This window comes from Dehalococcoidia bacterium (assembly GCA_040902535.1).
Classification (GTDB): Bacteria; Chloroflexota; Dehalococcoidia; order DSTF01; family JACRBR01; genus JBBDXD01.
In genome coordinates this window covers 1-20,644 of the sequence record JBBDXD010000012.1, presented here as the reverse complement: position 1 = coordinate 20,644, position 20,644 = coordinate 1, and the positions used below count along the sequence as shown (strand labels likewise).

Below are 20,644 nucleotides of genomic sequence, written 5' to 3'. Positions count from 1 at the left end.
CTAAAACGGTTTTCGGGAATCTGCGAGTCCCTCTTTAGGCCTTAACGATGGCCAAACCCCTATATAACCGAACCTGGCCCACGGAGAGCCCTCTAACTCGCTGATTCCCGCTTCGACAGGATTTCGTCCAGCATTCCGTACTCTTTCGCCTGTTCCGGGTTCATGTAGAAGTCGCGGTCGAAATCCCGCCGGATGCGCTCGTCGGACTGGCCGGTGTGCTTCACCAGGATGCTCCGGATGATGTCGTTCTCGCGCAGGATCTCACGCGCCTGGATCTCAATGTCCGCGGCCTGGCCGCGCGCCCCACCGAGCGCCTGGTGCATGTGGATCGTCGCGTTGGGCATGCAGTAGCGCTTGCCGGGCGTGCCGGAGCACAACAGCACCGTCCCCATGCTCGCCGTCATCCCCACCGCGTACGTGGCGATGTCGGGACGGACGAGTTGCATCGTGTCGTAGATCGCCAGGCCCGCCGTGATCTGTCCGCCCGGCGAGTGTACGTACAGGTTGATGTCCTTGTCGGGGTCCTCGCGCTCCAGGTAGAGCAGTTGGGCGATGATCAGGTTCGCGACCTGGTCGTCGATGCCGGTCCCCAGGAAGATGATGCGCTCGCGCAGCAGCAGCGAGTAGATGTCGAATGCGCGCTCGCCGCGGGCGCTGGTTTCGATGACGGATGGGATGATCACGATCTTGTCCTCTCTCGGCTCCGGTTACTCCCCGGGAACTTCTTTCGTCTCCGCCGGTGCTTCGGCACCGGCCTTTGCCGGCGTCGCGGCCTTCGATTTTGGCTTCCTCGTTCGCTTCTTCGCGGCCGGTTGCTCTTGCTCCGCCGTCGGTGCGGCGCTGGCGCCGTCCTGCGTCGCGATCTCGACCAGGCGCTCCAGCGTCTTACGCGTCACCAGGTTTCGCCGGATCGTGTCGCGCCCGTTCTCGCTGTCGAAGAGCTGGCGCAACTGCTCGCCCTGCGGTCCCGCCGACGCCGTCATCGCTTCGATCTCCGCATCGATATCCGTGTCGGATGCCTCTATATGCTCGGCTTCGGCGACCTGCGACAGCACCAGCGATCGCCTTAGGCGTGTCTCCGCGATCGGACGCAGTTCTTCGCGGACTTCTTCCTCGGTCTTCCCGATGGACGCAAGGTAGCGGTCCATCTCCGGCCCGTGCTCGACGCGCCCGGCCTGGTCGTGCAGCAGGCGCTCCGCCTCCGCCTCGACCATTACGGGCGGATACTCGATCGTAGCGCGTTCGGTGAGTTCGCCGAGGATCTCGTCGTGGTAGCGGTTCGTGATCTGCTCCTGCTCGACGCGCTCGATGTCCTCGCGGATACGCACACGGAGCGCATCGATGCTCTCGTAGCCCTCACCGACGGCCTTCGTGAACTCCTCGTCGAGCGCCGGCAGCACCTCTTCCTTCGTCTCGAGCATCTTCACGGTGAAGTGCGCCGTGGTGCCGGCGAACTTCTCGTTGGGCAGACTCTCGGGGACGGCGAGGTCGAACTCGACCTCATCGCCCTTCTTCTTGCCGAGCACGGCCTCCTCGAAGCCCTCGAACAGGATGTCGCGATCCTCGACCAGTTGGACTTCGGCTTCCTGCGGCTCGATCAGCGTCTCGCCGTCGACGGTCGCCCTGACGTCGATGCGGACGACGTCACGCCATCCGACCTCGCGATCGACGGGCTCGAGCGTGGACGCGCGTCGCTGGAGTGCGACGAGCGTGTCTTCGACGCGTGACTCTTCGACGGAGACGTCCTCCGTCTTGACGCGCACGGACTTGTAGTCGCCCAGCTCGATCGTCGGGCGCACCGGGATCGTCGCCTTCACGACGAGCGGCTCGGTGGTCTCCACGACAAGCTGCGGGCGGGCGATCGGGACGATGCTCTCGTCGTGTTCGATCGCCTCGCGGTACAGGTCGGGCACCAGGTCATCGAGCGCCTCGTCGAGGATGCGTTCCTCGCCGAAGTAGCGGCGGACCATCGCCGGCGGCGCCTTGCCGGGGCGAAATCCCGGCACCTTCGCCTTCGGTGAGAGCTTACGGACGGCCTTGTCGCGGGCCTTGTCCAGCCGCTCCGCCTCAACCTCGATGGTCATGACCACCTGTGAGTCGGGGATCTTCTCGGTCGAAATCTTCAAGCGTGCGCCAACCTCTGCGACGCGCTGCGGGCCACCGGGAAACGTCGCGGCGCTCTGCAGCGCCGCCGGGAACGTGGTTGCCATGATGTTCGTCGCAGTGGAAAGTATAGCAAGGGGTTTCCGCTGACAGCGATGCGCCTACCACCCTTCCGGCGCGTCGGGCGCCCAGGCGATGCCGAGCAGCGAGTCGCCGCGCGATCGGTCGACGTAACGGAACATCTCCCACTCTTCGGGCGTCGCGTCCACCTCCATCACGGGATAGCCGATCGGCACGCCGGTGCCCTTGCACACGAACGTCTGCGCATCGAACTCGGGCACACCGTACGCCCCGGCGATGGCGATGCCGACGGCCTGGTGCCATTCCGTCGGCGCGGCGCCCGGCCTGGGGACGACAGCAGGATTGCGCGCCATGAGCCGAAAGGACGCCGGATGCGCCATCCGGCCGCAGGTCAGGAAGCGGCGGCCGGGAGGCAGCGCGACGTCGCTGGCGCGAATCGATCTCGCTTCGACTTCCGCGAACAAGCCGCGACGCCGGAATCGCGGCGATACGCAGCAGATGCCGGCGAGCGTGACGATTTGCGCCGGAAGACGCGGCAGATCGATCACGCGCGCCTCGCCGAGCGCGAAGGCTGCGGGCGTGCGGGCGTGCGTCGCGATCGTCGTGTATTTGAGCTTGCCGAGCGATCGTTCGAGGTACGCGCGGTTGGCTTCGCGGTAGTTCGCCTCGAACAGCGCCATGATCACATCGATGTCGGCGGCGACCAGATCAGCCGAGGGCAGCGTCCGGAACGTGAAATCGCTGAACTCTCGGTGCGCGCGGGCATCGAGGTGCTCGAGCATCATCGTGCTCCGGGTGTGATGACGTCGTTGACGGCATCGCCCAGCAGATTAAACGCGAAAATCAGCAACGCGACGATGGTCGCGGGGACGAGCAGCAGTTCAGGATGGTTCTCCAGCGCGATACGGCTGGCGCCTTCGGTGATCAGCGCCCCGAAGCTCGCGCCCGGCGGCTGGATGCCGACCCCGAGGAACGTGAGCGCGATCTCGGATCCGGCGACGGCGCCCAATCCGGCGGAGATGCCGACGATGATCAGCGGCAGCGTGTTCGGCAGCAGGTGGCGGTACAGAATGCGCGCCGTCGAAGCGCCGCTGGCGCGCGCCGCGATCACGTACTCCGAGTTGCGCAGCGTCAGGGTCTGCGCGCGGATCAGCCGCATACCGCCGACCCAGCCGAACAGCGACAGCACGAAGAAGATCAGGAAGTAGTCGTCGAAGGCGGAGTCCGTGAGCGGATTGTCGCAGTTGGAGATCGCGTCCGCCGTACCGCAGAGGCGCAGCAACTTCATCCCGGGCGTCATCCAGTCGGCGATGAAGATGGTCTCGGCGTTTTCCAGCCAGCCACTGACCTTCGGCCGGAGCGTGACGGAAATCAGCACGAGCATCGGCAAGCCCGGCAGCGACGCCAGGATCTCGCCGACGCGGTTGATGGCGCCGTCCACCCAGCCGCCGCGATAGCCCGCCAGCAGTCCCAGCGAGAGCGGCAACAACACGCTGCCCGTGGCAACCGTCGCGATGGTGACGATGACCGTGGTGCGCGCAGCGAAGAGGTTGCGGCTCAACGTGTCGCGGCCGTTGCGGTCCGTACCGAGCCAATGGTCCCACGATGGGCCCTCGAACGACGCGTCCAGGTTCTGCTCCGAATAGCCGTACGGCGCGATCCACGGCGCGAGAATGCCCAACGTGTAGATCGCCAGGATGACGGCCAGGCACACGACAGCGACGCGTTTCCGCATCAGCCGCCTGAACGTGCGGCGGCCCGGACTTTCGCCTTGCACCAAGCGGACCTGCGTGTCGGCCAGCAGGATGTCGTCGTGGGTGGTTGACGTCATCCCAGCTCGCTCCTCGACGCCCTGATGCGCGGATCGATGACGAGCAACAACAGGTCGACGAGCAGGTTGGCGAGCACGAACAGCGTCGTGATCAGCACGACGATCGCCATGATCACGTTGTAGTCGCGGCCGTTCACAGACTCGAAGACGAATCGCCCGATGCCCGGGATGCCGAGCAACGTCTCGGTGATGATCGCTCCTTCGACAAGACCGACGAGCGACAGTCCAATGACAGTCGTCATCACGGGCACCAGCGAGTTGCGTGCGACGTGGCGGGAGATCACGACCGGCTCGCCGAGCCCTTTCGCGCGCGCCGTGCGCACGAAGTCCTCGTGCAGGGTGCCGAGCGTCGCCGCGCGAGCGAGCCGCGCAACGCCGGCGATCCCCGGCAGCGACAGCGCGAGCGTGGGAATAATGATGGACTTCGAAAACAAGCCGTCGAACCCGCCCGCGGGCAGCCAGTGGAGCTTTGCGGCAAACACCAACACCAATACCGGCACCGACACGAGCACGGGGATCGACTGGAAGAACAGAAAGAAGCTGATCAGCGTCGGGTCGCGCCACGTCCCCTGGCGGACCGCCGCGTACACGCCTGCCGGAATGCCGACCAGGAACGTGAGGATGAACGCCCAGAGCCCGAGTTGCATCGACACCCAGATCTTGGGGCCGATGATCTCGGTGACGGGGCGATCGCGATAGCGCAAGCTGACGCCCATATCGCCTTCGGTGACGATGTCTTCCAGCCAGACGCCGTACTGCACGATGATTGGCTCATCGAGGCCGTACTTGTCGCGCACACGGTCGAGCGCTTCGGGATCGCTGTAACCAGCATCGGCGTACACACGCACGGGGTCGCCGGGGCCCCAGCGTGTGATGTAGAACGTCGCGAACGAGACGATGAGGAGCGTGATCGGAAGAAACAGCAGGCGACGCAGGACGTAGCCGGCTAACCCTTCCATGACCTACCGTCCTGTCGTTATCGGTTGACTTCCACGTCGCGGAATCGTTCGACGACCGTTGGCGGCAGCGTGAAGCCCTGCACGTACGGCTTTACCAGGATGTACGACCGGTCGAAGAACAACGGCACCCACGCGGCGTCCTCGATCAACGTCCGCTCGACTTCCTGGTAGAGACGCAAGCGCGCCTCGCTGTCCTGTTCGACACGCGCTTGCTCCAGCTTCGCGTTGACGTCCGGGTTGTCGTATCGCGTGTTATTCTGCCTGCTTTCGCCGTGGAAGAGCAGGTCGAGCACGTTCTCAGGATCCGGGTAGTCCATGATCCAGCCCAGGTGGAACATCTGGTAGCGGCCCTGGTCTACATCACTGAAGAACGTCCCGCTCTCCGCGTGCTGGATACGTACGTCGACACCCAGTTCGTCGCGCCACATCTGCACGATCGCTTCGGTGGTAGGGCCGACAGTGGCGCCGGCGCCGCTTTCGGCGAGTGTGATCTCCGGCAAGTCATTTCCGTACTGCGATCCCGCGATGAGTTGGCGGGCGCGCTCCGGATCGTACGGGAACGTCTTGTCCTCGTCGGTGTGACCCGGCACGCCCGGAGGAATGATCCCGTTCGCCACTGGAATCGCATCCTCCAAGATCACTTCCGCGATCTTCTGGCGGTCGATGGCAAGCGCGAACGCCCGGCGCACGTCGGGGTCGTCGAACGGCGGCACGTTTACGTTGAAGCCGATGTAGTCGATGAGCTGTTGCGTCGTCTCGACGTACTCGGCATGAAGCGGGTCGCCGGGATCCTGGATGCGCGACAGGTCGTCGAGCCCGATGCCGGTAACGTCGATATCGCCGTCCTGGTACGCCACGAGCGACGAACCGCCGGAGAGCTCGAAACGCACCGTCTTGAGCTTCGGCGGGCCCAGGTGATGCCGCTCGTACGCCTGCAGGACGATACGCTCGCCCAGCCGCCACTCACCGAGTTCGTAGGGGCCGGTGCCGTTGGGCTTCTGCGTCCAGCGGCTCGGATTCGCCGTGATCTGCCGCTCGTCAACGATGAACGCCGTCGGGTAAGTCAGCTTGTAGATGAAGTACGGCTTGGGCGCATCGATCGTGATCTCGACTGTCGCATCGTCCACGACGCGCAGTCCGCTGAGTTCCGTCGCGCGCCCGCGCGAGACGTCGCGCGCGCCGACGATATCGCCGAGAAAGTTTTCTGCGACGATCGACCCGGTATCCGGGTTGAGCGCGCGTTCGAAGGAATACTTTACGTCTTCGGCGAGTACCGGCCGGCCGTCCTGGAAGCTCGCACTCGGGTGCAGGTGGAAGGTATAGACGGTGCCGTCGTCGCTGGTCTCATAGCGCTCAGCAACGTCTGGCTGCACGTCGAGGTTGGTGTCAAGGCGGACGAGACCGGAGAAGATCTCGACGATGTAGTTCGCCGAGCCGGCATCCTGCGCGATGGCCGGATCGAGGACGAGCGGATCCTCGCCGCGCAGCCGCAGTTCGCCCGATGCGGGCTCGCTATCGTCTCCGTCGTCGTCGCCATCTCCGTCGTCGTTGCCGGGTTCTTCGCCGTTTTGGCCGCTGGTCGTCGAGCCGTCATCATCGTCATCGCCGCCGGCGACGACCAGGACGAGAAAGCCGGCGAGCGCGAGGACGAGGACCGCCGCGACGCCCACAATGCCCAGGGTGAGCCTGTTGCTCATCGGTTCTCCCTCACTTCCCCGCCATCCTCCCGCAGCGCTACGGATGATAACAGAGGCTAATTTCGCCCGCATTGAGGCGCTCGTTGGAGTGTGGGGCATGCACGGGCCGCGCGGACTGCGGGCGATCCCCGATGCAAGGCGAATCCGGCGCCGATTCAGCGGCGTAGCCCTACGAGAACACGCATCGCGCCGGGCGCGGTCACGGGCGCACGATGCCGACATAACGAAACGTGGTTCTGCTATGATGCCGTGCACTCGGCGGCAGCCGGAATCCAACTCCCGACGAACATGAAGGTATGAGCGAACAGACCTCGCCGTTGCACCACGATTCGTCGTCCGCCGCGCCGGCGCAGGCGTCTCCCCGCTTCCTCCCTCAGATCGGCATCGCCACCGCATCGATCGATTGGGCACGCGTGCTGGCGATCGCCACGCTGGTGGCGATCCTTGCGCTCGCGTCGTTCCTTCGCTTCACGCACATCAACTGGGACTCGCCCGGCGCCGGCACGAGCAGCGGCCACCTGCACCCCGACGAGCGTTTCCTCGCCCAGATCACCAATGACACGTCGTTCCCATCGAGCCCCGCGAACTATTTCGATACGGAAACGTCGGGGCTGAACCCGTACAACATCGAACGCGCCAACGGCGAGCGCCAGACGACGTTCGTCTACGGCACGCTCCCGCTCTTCATCACCAAGACCGTCGGCGAATGGCTCGACGAAGACCAGCGCACGAACAGCGACGGCGAGACCGTATACACGAGCCCCTGGCATGCGAAGGTCGTGCGCGGCGCCATCTCCGCCGTCGGCTTTGACCTCGAACGGGACGGCGGCCGGCTGATCTTCGATGGCGGTTACGAGGGGCACCTCGTCGGCCGCGTGCTCGCCGGGCTGTTCGACCTGGGGACGATCGTCTTCATCTTCCTCATCGGCCGGCGGCTGATGAATACGAACACCGGGCTGCTGGCGTCGTTCCTGTACGCCGTCGCGCCGTTCCCGATACAGAACACGCACTTTTACATCGTCGACCCGTACGTGACGTTCTTCGCGACGCTGACGGTGTATTACGCCATCCGCAGCGCCCTCGACGGCGGTTATCGCAACTTCGCGATCGCCGGCGCCGGCGCCGGTCTTGCCGCGGCGTGCAAGATCACGGCTGTTTCGCTGTTGCCCGTCGTCGTGCTCGCGATCGGCGTGTATGCGTGGCCAGGCATCAAGCCCTTCATCGCGGGATGGTGGAAGGGCGACAGCCGGCCCTACCAACCGCAACAGGACGGCCCGGCGCTCGACCGATCCGTCGCGACGATCGTGCTCGGGTCGCTCGTGGCGTTGCTGGCGGGCTTCATCGCGTTCCGCATCGCGATGCCGTACGCGTTCAATGCGCCGAATCTCGGCGACTTCTTCTCGTTGCGGACGGGCCAGTTGTGGCGCATGCCCACGGTGTACCCGGACATCATGAATCAGCACTGGATCGGCGACCAGGTCGACCAACAGAACCTGCTGAGCGGGGACGCCGCATTCCCGCCGAACGTGCAGTGGATCGGCCGCACCGGCTGGGTTTGGCCCGCGCAGCAGATGATCGCCTGGGGCATGGGGCCGGCGCTCGGCATCGTCGCGTGGCTCGGCGTCGCCTTCGCGGCGGTGTACGCGATCCGGCGACGCGCGGGCGTCTGGCTCGTGCCGCTCGCGTGGATCGTCGGCTACTTCATCTTCATGGGCGCGCAGTTTTCGCTGTACATGCGCTACTTCCTGCCGCTCTACCCGGTGCTCGCCGTATTCGCCGCGGCGCTGCTCTTCAAGACGGCCGAGTGGGGCGTCTCGAAGGATCCGTTCGGATCGTTGGGACGCCTTGGCGCGCGGCTCGAGCCGGCGAAGCCCGCGCTCCCATACGTCACGCGCGCCGCCGTGACGATCGTCGCTGTCATGACGCTGCTTGCGGGCTTCGCGTTCTACAACATCTATCGCAGCGACGTGACGCGCGTCGAAGCGTCGCGCTGGATGTTCGAAAACGTGCCCGCGGGCTCGACAATCGGGCACGAGCACTGGGACGACCAGGTGCCCTACGGCGTGCCGGGCGTCGAGGTCCGCGAGTACGAGCACGTCACGTTCAATAACTACGAGACAGACACGCCCGAGAAGGTAGAAGCGCTCCTCGCGAACATCGACCAGGTCGATTACATCGCTCTGAGCAGCGCGCGGCTTTCGGGCACGATCACGCGCGCGCCGGCCGTCTGGCCAATCACGACGCGCTACTACGAGGCGCTGGAGTCCGGCGAACTCGGTTTCCGGAAGGCCGAGGAATTCACCTCATATCCCGAGGTCTTCGGCATCGAGTTCGATGACACGGGCGCGGAAGAGTCGTTCTCGGTCTACGACCACCCGAAGGTCGTCGTCTACGAGAAGACCGGCGTTTACTCGTCGCAGCGGGCGCGCGAGGTGCTCGGCGCCGACGCCTTCGTCTCCGGCCTTTCGCTGCTGCCCGGCTACGCCGGCACAAACGGGGTGCAGTTCACGCCCGATGTCGCAGCCGAACAGAAGGCGGGCGGCACGTGGAGCGACATCTTCGACGCGGACAGCTTCGCGAACGACCACCCGTTGCTCGTCTGGGTGCTTACGATCGAACTGGCGGCGTTCGCGCTGGTCCCGCTCGCGTTCATGCTGTTTCGCGCGCTCCCCGATCGCGGATTTCTGCTTACGAAGCCGCTCGGCGTATTCGCGCTCGCATACATGGCATACGCGCCCGCGGCCTTCGCCGGCATCGATTACACGCGCGCCGAGATCGCCGTCGCGCTCGGCGTGCTGATCGCCGTCGGCGCCGCAACGGCGTACATATGGCGCGAGCCGTTGATCGCCTGGGTGCGTGAGCGCTGGCGCTTCCTGGTCTTCGCCGAGGCGTTCTTCCTCGTGATCTTCGCGCTGACGTACTGGATACGCATCCAGAACCCCGACCTGTGGCATCCGTCGCGGGGCGGCGAGAAGCCGATGGACCTGACGTACCTGATCGGCGTCATCAAGACGACGGACCTCACGCAGGGGCCGATCGACCCGTGGAACGCCGGCGGCTACCTGAACTACTACTACTACGGCCAGTTCATCGGCGCGACGGTGACGAAGCTTACGGGCATCGTGCCGGAGGTGGCGTACAACCTGATCGTGCCGATGTTCTGGGCGCTCTCGGCGGCCGCGACGTTCTCCGTCACCTACAACCTGGCCGAAGCGACGCGGCGGCTCATGCGACGGCGGCCCGGCGGCCTGCCGATCAATCCGCTCGGTCCGATCTTCGCGGGGCTCGGCGGCGTTTTCCTGGTGCTGTTCTCCGGCAACCTGCGCGCCGTCGACGAACTCAACAACAACATGACGCGCATCAGCCCGTGGCACAGCGATATCCCCGTGGTCGGCGGCATCGTGACGCTCGTGGGGGGCTTCAAGGAGATCATTTTCGGCGATGCGACCGTGCGTCAGGTCGTGTACGGCTACAACTGGTGGGAGCCCAGCCGCGCGGTGCGCGTGAGCGACTCAAGCGAAGTCCTGCCGATCACGGAGTTTCCGTTCTGGACGTTCCTGTTTGCCGACCTGCACGCGCACTTGATGGCGATCCCGTTTTCGATGACGGTCGCCGGCATCGCGCTGGCGGCCGTGTTGAACTTCACGCGTCTCAACCCGGTATCGCGGGCATCCGCGGGCCTTCGTTCGTTCATGGGCAGCCGCGAGATGATGAGTTGGGCGATGGTCGTGTTGCTGGGACTCGTCGTCGGCGCGCTGCGCTGGATCAACTCCTGGGACTACCCGCCGTTCCTGCTGCTCGCGGCCGCCGCATTGATCGTCGGCGAGCGCGCGAAGGACGGGGAGTTCACGCTCAAGACGCTCTCGATCGGCCTGCTCAAGGGCCTGGTCATGGCGGCGCTGTCGTTCGCCTTCTTCGCGCCGTTTGCGAAGAACTACGACATGTTCTACTCCGGCTTCGAGCAGTCGACGCAGACGTCCGCGCTGGGCGACTACCTGAGTCACTTCGGGCTGCTGCTGTTCCTGATGAGCGGGTTCCTCGTGTTCGCGCTCAACCGCGTCGTCACGCGCAACAACGCCGTGCGGGCGATCTTCTTCGGCTCTGCGCGAAGGCGCCAGCCCGTCGAAACCGCCCCGGTGATCCTCTCGCTGCTTGTCGCCGCGTCGTTGCTCATCGGCGCGGCGACGGTACAACGCTGGGGTGTCATCGCGCTGGCTGCCGTGGGGCTCGTCACCGTGGCACTGGTCGCGTGGCGCGAAGTGCGCAGCCCGACGCCGACCGCCCCGATCCTGCTGTTCGTCTACGCGATGGCCGCGCTCGGCTTCGGCCTTAGCGGCGGCGTCGAGACGATCACGCTCGACGGCGATATCGGCCGCATGAACACCGTGTTCAAGTTCTACCTCCACGTCTGGATGCTCTGGGGCGTCGTCGGCGCGTTCAGCGCGTGGTATCTCTTCGGCGTCATGCGACCGCAGGAAGCCTTCCTGCGTCGCGCCTCGCGCATCGACGCGTCGCTGGTGCGCGTGCCGCGCTACGCATTCGCATCGTTCGCGGTGCTGCTCGTGGTCTGCGCGCTGGTGTTCCCGTACGTCGGTTCGCGCGCGCGCTTCCACGAACGCTTCAACCCGGCGCTCGGCACCTCGAACAACGGCATGGCGTACATGGACGACGCGGTATACAGGGAACAGGTCGAGGCGACCGGCGTAGCGGCGGAACACGAGCTGTCGTACGAACGCGACGCGATCTACTGGCTGCGCGAACACGTCGAAGGTTCACCGACCACGATCGAAGCCGTCACGCCGTTCTATCGGCTCGGCAGCCGCATCTCCATGTACACGGGCCTGCCGACGGTCGCGGGATGGGATTGGCACCAGACGCAACAACGCGCCAGGCTCGCGGCACAGGTCGTGGCCGTGCGCCAGGCCGATGTGAAGGAGTTCTACTCCACGACCAACATGGCGCGCGCACGAGAGCTGATCGACAAATACGACGTCGAATGGGTGATCGTCGGCAGCGTCGAGCGGGCGTACTACGAGGACTCGGGGCTCGCGAAGTTCCAGAACGGCATCGGCGGCCGCCTGGAGCTTGCGTACGAAAACCCGGCGGTGCAGATCTGGCACGTCATTTCAGAGGATGAGTTGCAGGCTGCCCGGCGCTGATGCGTCGATGGAACTCACGCTTCGAAGAGTGTACGCTCGACACCCGCCTGTCGAATGATGGACAACAACGTGCCAGTCGCTATCGTGCTGTGGTTCGGCACGACCACCGTTACGGTGTCATTCTCGAGTCTTCTTTGCAGCATACGTGACTGCCACGTTGTCTGACGCGAAGGAATCCGACGCTCTCAAGTATGCGGCAAATCTGTTCACCCGAGAGAACGCGGAGCTTAGCCAACTGCGATGCTAACGCTCGTAACGTAGAATTCTGAGTCGAGCCGACGGTCGATCTCTTGCTGTGAGGCACCTTCAAAGAAAAGCTCAAGTGCTTCGATGAGATTGCGTCGCGCCTCGTCGATAGTGATCCCCTGACTCACGACGTCAAGTTCGGGGCAAAGCGCCACGTAGCAGTCGCCTTCGCGGTGGATAACGGCTGTCAGCTGTCGAGTATCGGCCATCAGGTCCCTCCGGCGTCTCCTCATGGTATCGCCTCAACGTGCGATGACACTACGGAACCCAATGCACCTGATCGCCCTCAATGGGCAGCCTGACGATTCCACCTGAATCGACGTTCAGCACGCGCAACGTGCCGTCATCGCCGACGTACGCCAGCCATTCGCCGTCCGGCGACCAGGCCGCCCGCGTCCAACCTGATACAATGCCCCATCTATGCTTGAAGCCCTCTCCGACAAGCTTTCTGGCGTCTTCCAGAAGCTCGGATCACACGGCACCATCAGCGAAAAGGACCTCGACGACGCAATGCGCGAGGTCCGCATCGCGCTGCTCGAAGCGGACGTCAACTTCAAGGTGGTCCGTCAGTTCATCGCGTCGGTGCGCGAGCGGGCTCTTGGGAGCGAGGTGCTGCAGAGCCTGACCGGCCCCCAGCAGGTCATCAGCATCGTCAGCGATGAGCTGGTGAACATCCTGGGCGGCAGTGAGTCGCACCTGAATCTTTCGTCGAAGCCGACGGTGATCATGCTCGTCGGGCTCAAGGGCTCCGGCAAGACGACGACCGCCGCCAAGCTCGCCCTCCACCTGCGCAAGAATGGCCAGAAGCCGATGCTCGTCGCGGCCGACCCCTATCGTGTCGCCGGCAGCGAACAACTGAAGTCGCTCGCGCGCCAGCTCAACATGTACGTGTACGCCGGCGACGAAGGCCAGAAGCTCACCGACCTGTGCACCGCATCGCTCAAGGAGGCGCAGCGCCAGGGCGCGAGCGTGATCATCGTCGACACGGCGGGCCGCTCGACGATCGACGGCGAGATGATGGATGAGGTCTCGGCCATGCGCACGGCGCTGAAGCCGGACGAGATCATCCTCGTCGTGGATGCGATGACCGGCCAGGAAGCCGTGAACGTGGCGCAGGAGTTCCACGACCAGCTCGGCGTCACCGGCATCGTCGTCTCGAAGATGGACGGCGACGCGCGTGGCGGCGCCGTGCTCTCGATCCGCGCCGTGAGCGGGCTGCCCGTGAAGTTCATGGGCACCGGCGAAAAGGCCGACGCGCTGGAGACGTTCTACCCCGACCGCTTCGCTTCGCGGATTCTGGGCATGGGCGACATGCTCGGGCTGATCGAGCGCGCGAAGGAAGCGATCAGCGAGCAAGACGTCGACGCCATCGAAAAGAAGATGAAATCCAAGAGCCTCGACCTGGAGGACTTCATCACGCAGTTCCAGCGCATCAAGAAGATGGGGCCGCTGAACCAGATCGTCGACATGATCCCGGGCATGTCGCAGGTCAAGCGACAGATGAAAGTCGACTCGTTCGACGACACCTTCTGGAACAAGGCCGAATCCGTCGTGTACTCTATGACGCCGGAGGAGCGCCGCCATCCCGAGACGATCAACGGCAGCCGCAAGCGCCGGATCGCGAAGGGCAGCGGCACGACGCCGCAAGAGGTGAACCAGCTTCTCAACCAGTGGAAAGAGGCGAAGAAGATCATGCAGACCTTCGCCGGCAATCGTTCTGGCTTCCTGAACATCTTCGGGGGCCTCGGAGGAAGGTAAGCAGTGCTCAGAATCCGACTTCGCCGCGTAGGCAAGAAGAAGCAGCCGAACTACCGTCTCGTGGTCGCGGACTCGCACTCGCCGCGTGACGGCGCGTTCATCGAGACCGTCGGCACGTACAACCCGCTGACGCAGCCGGCAACCATCACGGTCAAGGAAGAGCGGGTGCGCGAGTGGATCGGCAAGGGCGCCGTGCCCTCGGACCGCGCCGCCAAGATCCTGTCCGAGCGAGGGCTGTGCGAGCCGCCGAAGTTCACGCCGAAGGCAAAGCAGGAGAAGCCGGCGCCAGACCCAGAAGCCGCGGCGCCCGCAGCAGCCGCGCCTGCGGAATCGGCTGCAGCCGTCGCCGAAGCGCCTGCCGCGCCAGAGGAACCAGCCGCCGAACCACAGGCATCGGCGGAACCAGAGGCGGCCGCGGAACCAGAGGCGGCCACGGAACCAGAGGCGTCTGCCGCGGAACCAGAGGCGGCCGCGGAAGAAGCAGAGGCGTAGGCTCGATGAAGGAACTCGTCGAGTACATTGCGAAGGCCCTCGTTGACAAGCCGGACGAAGTGAAGGTCTCCGAGGTGGAGGAACGCGGCCGTGTCGTCGTCCGCCTGGAAGTGGCCGAGGACGATTACGGCAAGGTGATCGGCAAGGGCGGCCGGATCGCCCAGGCGATGCGCGCGCTGCTCAAGGTGTCCGCGGTGCGCCACAACGAATACGCCTCGCTCGAGATCGGCGACTAACGCGCCTTGCCGCCCCGGCCCACACGCCGTCCTCGAAGCAAGTCGACATCCAGCGCCGCAGTGCCTCGCCATGCACCCTCGCCGCCGCCGGAGGCGCCCTCGGCGAACGAACCTCAGCCGTCGCGACCCAAACCGCAGCGCGATCCCGATGCTGGATTCGTTGCCGTCGGCCGCGTGCTGGGTGCCTTCGGCCTCAAGGGTGAACTGCGAGTCCAGAGCCTCTCCGACAACCCGAAGCGCTTCGCTCCCCGCTCGAAGCTCTGGTTGGGCACACAGCCGGTAAGCGTTGTGCGGTCGCGAGAGGCACAAGGTTATGTCTACCTAACCCTCAAGGGCTTCACCGACCGCTCCTCCATCGAGCACTTTCGCGGGGCTATCGTGCAGGTGCCGGAGGGCGACCTGCCGCCCCTGCCCGAAGGCGAGTTTTACCGGTTCCAACTCGTCGGGCTCGCCGTGTTCGACCGCGCCGGCGCCGCGCTGGGCACGGTCGAAGAGGTGCTCGAAACGGGCGCCAACGACGTCTATCGCGTCCGGACGGCCGACGATGGCGAGATCCTCATTCCAGCGCTGCAGGACGTCGTCGTATCGATCGACCTCGAGGCGAAGCGCATGGTCGTCGACCCGCCCGACTGGCGATAACGTCTGCGCGCTGTCGATTTCTGCATCATCCGGCCGTCGTCATACTGAACGCGCGCCTCGACCGCGTGATCGCTCGGGGACTGCGGACCTGACTGGAGGACGAGATGCGCTACATGTTCCTGCTGTACGTGGACGAATCGCTCCCGGAACGCGAAGGGAGCGAGGAGAACATTTCCGAGCACATCGCACTGGCCAGGGAGGCGGTGGCGAAAGGCGCGTACGTCGCATGCAACGCCCTCGAAGTCACCTCGAAGGCGACGACGGTGCGCGTCCGCGACGGCCGGACCGTCGTGTCCGATGGCCCCTTCGCCGAAACAAAGGAGGCGCTCGGCGGCTACTACATCATGGAGTGCCGTGACCTCGACGAAGCCATCGCGTATGCGTCGCGCATCCCGCCCGCGCGCGTCGGATCGGTGGAGATCCGCCCGCTGTTCGAGATACCGGATTGGGACGAAGCGATCGGACTACGTCAGCAACCGGCGGCGTCGCAAGAAGGAGAAACGCCGAAGGTTGTGCGGACGTGATCGGCGCCGTTGCGCCCGAGGAGATTACGAATGAAGTACATGCTCCTTCTCTACCAGGACGAGGCAGATCCGGAACGGACGCACGGCGAACAGAACATCAAGGAGCACATCGCAGTTGCTCGCCGGACTGTCGCGGACGGCGCATACGTTGCGGCGAGCCCGCTGCGCCTGACGCCCACCGCCACAACCGTCCGTGTGCGCGGTGACAACGCCACGGTGACCGACGGCCCGTTCTCCGAGACGAAGGAGGCGCTCGGCGGCTACTACCTTCTCGACTGCCGGGACCTGGACCAGGCGATCGCCTATGCAGCGGCGCTTCCACAGGCGCGCGAGGCGTGCGTCGAGATTCGCCCCGTCTTCGAGATCGCGGGATGGGACGAGAAAATCGGACTGCACGCGCCGGATGGGACGGGCTGATGGTCTCTGTGCAAGACTGGACGCAACCATCCAGCGAGGCTGCAAGCGTCCATATGACTGACCTGCACGAAACGATCGATCGGATTGTCCGCGAGGAGTCGGGGCGCATCGTCGCGACGCTGATCCGTTGGTGCCGCGACTTCGATGTGGCCGAAGATGCGCTGCAAGACGCGCTCGCCATCGCGCTCGACCGCTGGCCTAGCGACGGCGTGCCCAACAACCCCGGAGCCTGGCTGACGACGACCGCGCGCCGCAGGGCGATCGACCGGCTCCGACGCGAACAGGTGCTCGCGGACAAGCAGGAGCAGATCCGGGCGATCGCCGAACTGGATGCCCAGGGACAGAGCGAGGAGACGACCACCATGGGCGTCGTGGACGATCGCCTACGGCTCATCTTTACGTGCTGCCATCCCGCGATCGCCGTCGAAGGGCAGATTGCCCTGACCTTGCGCACGCTGTGCGGCCTGACGACGCCCGAGATCGCCCGCGCGTTCCTGGTCTCAGAGCAGACCATGGCCCAACGCATCGTGCGCGTGAAACGCAAGATCCGCGATGCGAAGATCCCGTATCGCGTGCCGCCCGACCACATGCTCCCGGAGCGCACATCGAGCGTGCTCGCAGTGATCTACCTCGTCTTCAACGAGGGCTACGCGGCTACCGCAGGCGAGGCGCTGATCCGGCGCGAACTCTGCGCCGAAGCGATCCGGCTCGGCAAGCTCCTCGTGGAGTTGATGCCCGACGAACCCGAGGCGCTCGGCCTGCTCGCGCTGATGCTGGTCCAGGACGCACGCCGCGATGCCCGCACCGACGACGACGGTGCGCTCGTCGTGCTCGAGGCGCAGGATCGCAGCCGCTGGCACCGCGCGCAAATCGATGAAGGCGTCGCGCTCGTCGAACGGGCGTTGCGCATGCGGCGTCCGGGGGCGTATCAACTTCAGGCAGCGATCGCAGCGGTGCACGGCGCTGCCGTGCGGCCACAGGACACCGACTGGGCGCAGATCGTCGCGCTGTACGATGAGCTGTACGCGCTGCATCCCACGCCGATCATCGAACTGAATCGCGCCGCCGCCGTCGCAATGGCGACGTCGCCCGCTGACGGACTCTGGCTGCTCGATGAACTCGCCATCCGCGGCGAACTCCAAGAGTATCACCTGTTTCACGCCGCCCGCGCCGATTTGCTGCGCCGTGCCGGTCGCATGCATGACGCAGCCGATGCGTATCGCACGGCGCTCTCGATGTGTACGAACGACGTCGAGCGCGCGTATCTCACGCGACGCCTGCATGAAGTGAATGATGCTGGCTAGCCAGGCTGCTTGCGCGGCCGCCCTGGCCCGCGGCGCCGCTTCTTGTACTCCTCAAGCCATACCGGCGTTGTGATCCACTGGCCATTGATAGGCAACGCGCGCAGCATGCCGCTTCCCGCCGCCCGCCGAACCGTCGAAGGATGGGTACCGATCCGTTCTGCGGCGTTCTTGAGGCTCATAAACATGTTCTCAGGTGACGGCAGCGGCCGCGGCCTCCTGCGACCAGATATGACCTCGATCCGCACGAGGGAACCGTCATCGGCGTAGTGAAGGATAACGTCGCTCTCCGTGTCGGTCACTGTGCGCGCAATGCCCTTCTCGCTGAGAGGAATCGAGATCCTTCGCGATGTACGCCTCTTCGCCGGCGTGCGGGGGTCCTTTCTGGCTGCCATGCTCTTACGTCACTCTCTAACCCACACCTGCTCAACCACGAAATCACGTTGCCCGAACGCGATGACTTCGCGGTATTCGTACAATCCCAATTGTCCTGCACGGAACACCGGCCCGCCGCCAGATCCACGTCTACCCCGGCTGCGAAGTCCGATTCCGCCTGTTCCAGCTGGATCCCGTCGCACGTCAGCACTTCGATACACGACAGCGTGAAGAACGGCTTCCCTTCCGGCAATGACTCTCCCCAACCCTGATAATATGCGCGATCGCGCGCATATTCAACGCACGGATGCCCTCGATTGAGCCGTCACAGGTCGCCTCGCTATACTGGCGGCGTCAAGGGGATATAGCTCAATTGGGAGAGCGCCGCGTTCGCAATGCGGAGGTTGGGGGTTCGAGTCCCCCTATCTCCACCACCGGGCACCAACGCCTCCGTCGCCCGGACGGAGGCGTTTCTTGGTTCGCGCAGTCTGCGCATCGCCCCCGTGTAAGCTGAGCCGTGTTGCATGAACAGGCGTCCGACGAAGGACGCGACCTTGAGCTTGGGATCGAAGGGGTTGCCGCGCACCCCGAACCTGATGGCAACCTGCGCGTCCTCATCGCGACGACGCGCGGCGAGCTTCGCGCCGTATTGCACTCGTGCTCGGAGGCGCCCGGAGCGGCCATCTACGTCGGCGGCGCGATGGGCGGATTCGAGGGGCCCGCGAACGACATCTACGGCCGGCTCGCGAACCGCCTGCGGCCGCAACTCAGCGGCCTGCGCCTGCACTATCGCGTTCCGGGCGAGTTCGAGGAGTGCGTGCTCGATGTGCTCGCCGGCGTGTCGTTCCTGCGTGGGCTCGGGGCAGGGCCGATTGCGCTTGTGGGGCACTCGTTCGGCGGCGCTGTCGTGATGAAAGCGGGTGAGCTTTCCGAAGCGGTCGCCGGCGTCGCCGCGTTGTCGCCGCAGCTCTTCGGCACGCGCACCGTCGAGCGCCTCGGCAAGCCACTGTTGCTCGTGCACGGCATGCGCGACACCGTCCTCGACTACGCAGCGAGCGAAGACATCCATGCGCGTGCATTGGAACCGAAGCGGATCGTGCTGTACGCCGAAGCAGGCCACTCGCTCGCACAAGCAGCGTCCGATCTCGAGGAACTGCTCGCGTTGTGGCTCGTCGAGATCGCCGGGTGCGCACCGCCGATCAGCCCGAATTAGGCCGCCCAATGCTGGAAGCATCGATCGCATGACAAACCCGCCCCTGCCACGAAGCACGTCCGGCGACGAAGCGATCGAAGTCGCGTGGAAGTGCGTGCGCGCCGCAGGCGAGATCGCGCTCGGGCGCTTTCATGGCGCGCACGCCGTCGCGGTGAAAGGGCGTGGCAACGTCGTCACGGAGGCGGACGTCGAGGTCGAACTGCGGATCAAGGACATCCTTCACTTCGAGTTTCCGCCGCACAAGATCCTCTCCGAAGAGACGGCCGCGGACACCGATCCCTCGTCCGGCTGGACGTGGGTGATCGATCCGATCGATGGCACGAAGAATTACTCGATGGGCATTCCCGTCTGGTGTACGAACGTCGCGCTCTGCTTCGATGCCGAACCGGTGCTCGGCATCACCTTCGACGCAGTACACCAGGAGGCGTTCTGGGGCATCACCGGGCAGGGCGCATTCGTGAACGAGCAGCCGATCGCGGCGTCCGATCGCCCCGACGTCGCATCGAGCATCATCGGCGTCGATCTCGGTTACGAAGACGCGCTCGGCAGCCGGCAAATCGAACTCATGTCACACATATTTCCGAACGTGCAGTCGATCCGCATCCTCGGCAGCGCGGCGCTCGCGTTTGCATACGCGGCGTGCGGACGGCTTGACTTGTTCACGCATCTCAACGTGGCACCGTGGGACGTTGCTGCTGGTATGCTGTTGGTGCGCGAAGCCGGTGGCGCGGCATCCGACCGATCGGGCGGTCCGATGCTGCTCACGAGCAAAGCGTTCGCAGCGGGCGGCAAACTGGTGCATGACGACTTCATGTCCCGGTACGCGTAGGAGCAGGGCGGGGTTTGTGAGGGAGCAACGACGCCCATGGTTCGCACTTACCTTCTCGCATCGCTAGCGGCGGTCTCGATCCTGCTCGCCGCGTGCGGCGGCGGCGATGGTACGCCCGATGCGACGCCGACGCCGGAGCGTCCGGGCCCCGAGCAAATCCTCGGCGAGTGGGTCGCCGCGAATCGCAACATCAACTTCATCCCCAACTGCAACGAAGCGAAGGACGGCATCGACGTCGGCAAGCTTTGTGCGACGCTCATCGGCGAGCGCGGCACACGCCGGGCGTTCGCTCTCGGCCCGACCTTCTCCGAGCCGACGGCGCTCGCGATCTTGGAAGAAAAGCCCGACGGCTGGGAGATCCTCTCCGTCCAGAACCGCGACCCCAGCCAGGGCGAGATTCCGGGCATTCCCTGGCCGCTGCAGGGCGGCGACCGCGTCATCGTGATTGGCCTGGGCGAGGGCGACTGCCTGAGCATCCGCCAGGATCCATCGCAGACGGGAGAACGAACGAACTGCATGCCCGATGGCACGCGCGCGATCGTCCAGGAGGGGCCGGAGGAAGCGGAGACGTTCACGTGGTGGCGGATCGCCGGCGACGGCTTCAGCGGCTGGGCCGCCGAGAACTGGCTGCGCCTCGAAGACGCGATCGCCGCCGCGCTGCAGCCGCAGGCCACGCCGACGGCATCGGAGTAGCGCGCGGCGGTTCGATATACTCCGTGCGTACGCACCGCGAGCGGGGGTAGCTCAATTGGTAGAGCGCTAGCCTTCCAAGCTGGATGTTGCG

Annotated in this window: 20 protein-coding genes and 1 tRNA gene; 12 read left to right on the top strand and 9 right to left on the bottom strand. The window is 65.2% G+C overall.

Annotation, left to right across the window (positions count from 1 at the left end; all coding sequences use genetic code 11):
- Window positions 1-92: 92 nt before the first annotated feature.
- The 6 genes from WEB52_06040 to WEB52_06015 are packed head-to-tail and all read right to left on the bottom strand — an operon-like array spanning window position 93 to window position 6,671.
- Window positions 93-686, bottom strand: coding sequence for an ATP-dependent Clp protease proteolytic subunit (locus tag WEB52_06040; GenBank protein MEX2225992.1), 594 nt, complete (start codon window positions 684-686; stop codon window positions 93-95).
- 21 nt (window positions 687-707) lie between these two features.
- Window positions 708-2,210 (bottom strand): trigger factor, encoded by a 1,503-nt coding sequence (gene tig, locus WEB52_06035; protein ID MEX2225991.1) that lies wholly within the window; start codon window positions 2,208-2,210, stop codon window positions 708-710.
- A gap of 54 nt (window positions 2,211-2,264) precedes the next feature.
- Window positions 2,265-2,966, bottom strand: a complete 702-nt coding sequence (locus tag WEB52_06030; GenBank protein MEX2225990.1) for a hypothetical protein — start codon at window positions 2,964-2,966, stop codon at window positions 2,265-2,267.
- Window positions 2,966-4,015 carry an ABC transporter permease gene (locus WEB52_06025; GenBank protein ID MEX2225989.1) on the bottom strand — a complete coding sequence of 350 codons (1,050 nt, stop codon included), beginning with the start codon at window positions 4,013-4,015 and terminating at the stop codon, window positions 2,966-2,968. The genes WEB52_06030 and WEB52_06025 overlap by 1 nt, the downstream gene beginning before the upstream one ends.
- Entirely contained in the window at window positions 4,012-4,974 is a 963-nt protein-coding gene (locus WEB52_06020; protein ID MEX2225988.1) for an ABC transporter permease, read from the bottom strand. Before WEB52_06020 ends, WEB52_06025 begins: the two co-directional genes overlap by 4 nt.
- Window positions 4,975-4,991: 17 nt before the next feature.
- Entirely contained in the window at window positions 4,992-6,671 is a 1,680-nt protein-coding gene (locus WEB52_06015) for a peptide ABC transporter substrate-binding protein (GenBank protein MEX2225987.1), read from the bottom strand.
- A gap of 296 nt (window positions 6,672-6,967) precedes the next feature.
- Here WEB52_06015 and WEB52_06010 point away from each other — a divergent pair, with 296 nt between their 5' ends.
- Window positions 6,968-11,830: a DUF2298 domain-containing protein gene (locus tag WEB52_06010; GenBank protein MEX2225986.1), complete on the top strand. Its 4,863-nt coding sequence runs from the start codon at window positions 6,968-6,970 to the stop codon at window positions 11,828-11,830.
- A gap of 14 nt (window positions 11,831-11,844) precedes the next feature.
- Here the strand turns inward: WEB52_06010 and WEB52_06005 are convergent, their stop codons facing one another.
- Both WEB52_06005 and WEB52_06000 read right to left on the bottom strand, forming a co-directional pair.
- Window positions 11,845-11,973 carry a type II toxin-antitoxin system HicA family toxin gene (locus WEB52_06005; protein ID MEX2225985.1) on the bottom strand — a complete coding sequence of 43 codons (129 nt, stop codon included), beginning with the start codon at window positions 11,971-11,973 and terminating at the stop codon, window positions 11,845-11,847.
- A gap of 84 nt (window positions 11,974-12,057) precedes the next feature.
- A complete protein-coding gene (locus tag WEB52_06000) occupies window positions 12,058-12,285 on the bottom strand; it encodes a type II toxin-antitoxin system HicB family antitoxin (GenBank protein MEX2225984.1) in 228 nt (75 codons plus the stop codon).
- Between the two features lie 211 nt (window positions 12,286-12,496).
- On the opposite strand from WEB52_06000, the gene ffh reads away from it, so the two are divergent.
- From ffh to WEB52_05965, 7 genes are all read left to right on the top strand, one after another.
- Window positions 12,497-13,834, top strand: coding sequence for a signal recognition particle protein (gene ffh / locus WEB52_05995; GenBank protein ID MEX2225983.1), 1,338 nt, complete (start codon window positions 12,497-12,499; stop codon window positions 13,832-13,834).
- 3 nt (window positions 13,835-13,837) lie between these two features.
- Window positions 13,838-14,326, top strand: coding sequence for a 30S ribosomal protein S16 (rpsP, locus tag WEB52_05990; GenBank protein ID MEX2225982.1), 489 nt, complete (start codon window positions 13,838-13,840; stop codon window positions 14,324-14,326).
- Window positions 14,327-14,331: 5 nt separating this feature from the next.
- The gene (locus tag WEB52_05985; protein MEX2225981.1) at window positions 14,332-14,562 is read left to right on the top strand and encodes a KH domain-containing protein; all 231 of its coding nucleotides are present in this window, start codon (window positions 14,332-14,334) and stop codon (window positions 14,560-14,562) included.
- Window positions 14,563-14,622: 60 nt separating this feature from the next.
- Window positions 14,623-15,201, top strand: a complete 579-nt coding sequence (rimM, locus tag WEB52_05980; GenBank protein MEX2225980.1) for a ribosome maturation factor RimM — start codon at window positions 14,623-14,625, stop codon at window positions 15,199-15,201.
- Between the two features lie 104 nt (window positions 15,202-15,305).
- Entirely contained in the window at window positions 15,306-15,725 is a 420-nt protein-coding gene (locus WEB52_05975; GenBank protein ID MEX2225979.1) for a YciI family protein, read from the top strand.
- A gap of 30 nt (window positions 15,726-15,755) precedes the next feature.
- On the top strand, window positions 15,756-16,142 hold the full coding sequence (locus WEB52_05970; protein ID MEX2225978.1) for a YciI family protein: 387 nt from the start codon (window positions 15,756-15,758) through the stop codon (window positions 16,140-16,142).
- Window positions 16,143-16,195: 53 nt separating this feature from the next.
- Window positions 16,196-17,446, top strand: coding sequence for an RNA polymerase sigma factor (locus tag WEB52_05965; protein ID MEX2225977.1), 1,251 nt, complete (start codon window positions 16,196-16,198; stop codon window positions 17,444-17,446).
- On the opposite strand, the gene WEB52_05960 is transcribed toward WEB52_05965, so the two are convergent.
- Window positions 17,443-17,625 (bottom strand): hypothetical protein, encoded by a 183-nt coding sequence (locus tag WEB52_05960; GenBank protein ID MEX2225976.1) that lies wholly within the window; start codon window positions 17,623-17,625, stop codon window positions 17,443-17,445. The two genes, WEB52_05965 and WEB52_05960, sit on opposite strands and share 4 nt — an antisense overlap.
- A 551-nt stretch (window positions 17,626-18,176) precedes the next feature.
- Between WEB52_05960 and WEB52_05955 the strand changes: the two genes are divergently transcribed.
- From WEB52_05955 to WEB52_05940, 4 genes are all read left to right on the top strand, one after another.
- Window positions 18,177-18,252: transfer RNA gene (locus WEB52_05955), tRNA-Ala, on the top strand.
- An 83-nt stretch (window positions 18,253-18,335) separates the two neighbouring features.
- Window positions 18,336-19,031, top strand: coding sequence for a dienelactone hydrolase family protein (locus WEB52_05950; GenBank protein ID MEX2225975.1), 696 nt, complete (start codon window positions 18,336-18,338; stop codon window positions 19,029-19,031).
- A 28-nt stretch (window positions 19,032-19,059) separates the two neighbouring features.
- Window positions 19,060-19,860: an inositol monophosphatase family protein gene (locus WEB52_05945; protein ID MEX2225974.1), complete on the top strand. Its 801-nt coding sequence runs from the start codon at window positions 19,060-19,062 to the stop codon at window positions 19,858-19,860.
- A 36-nt stretch (window positions 19,861-19,896) separates the two neighbouring features.
- Entirely contained in the window at window positions 19,897-20,553 is a 657-nt protein-coding gene (locus WEB52_05940) for a hypothetical protein (GenBank protein MEX2225973.1), read from the top strand.
- Window positions 20,554-20,644: the final 91 nt, after the last annotated feature.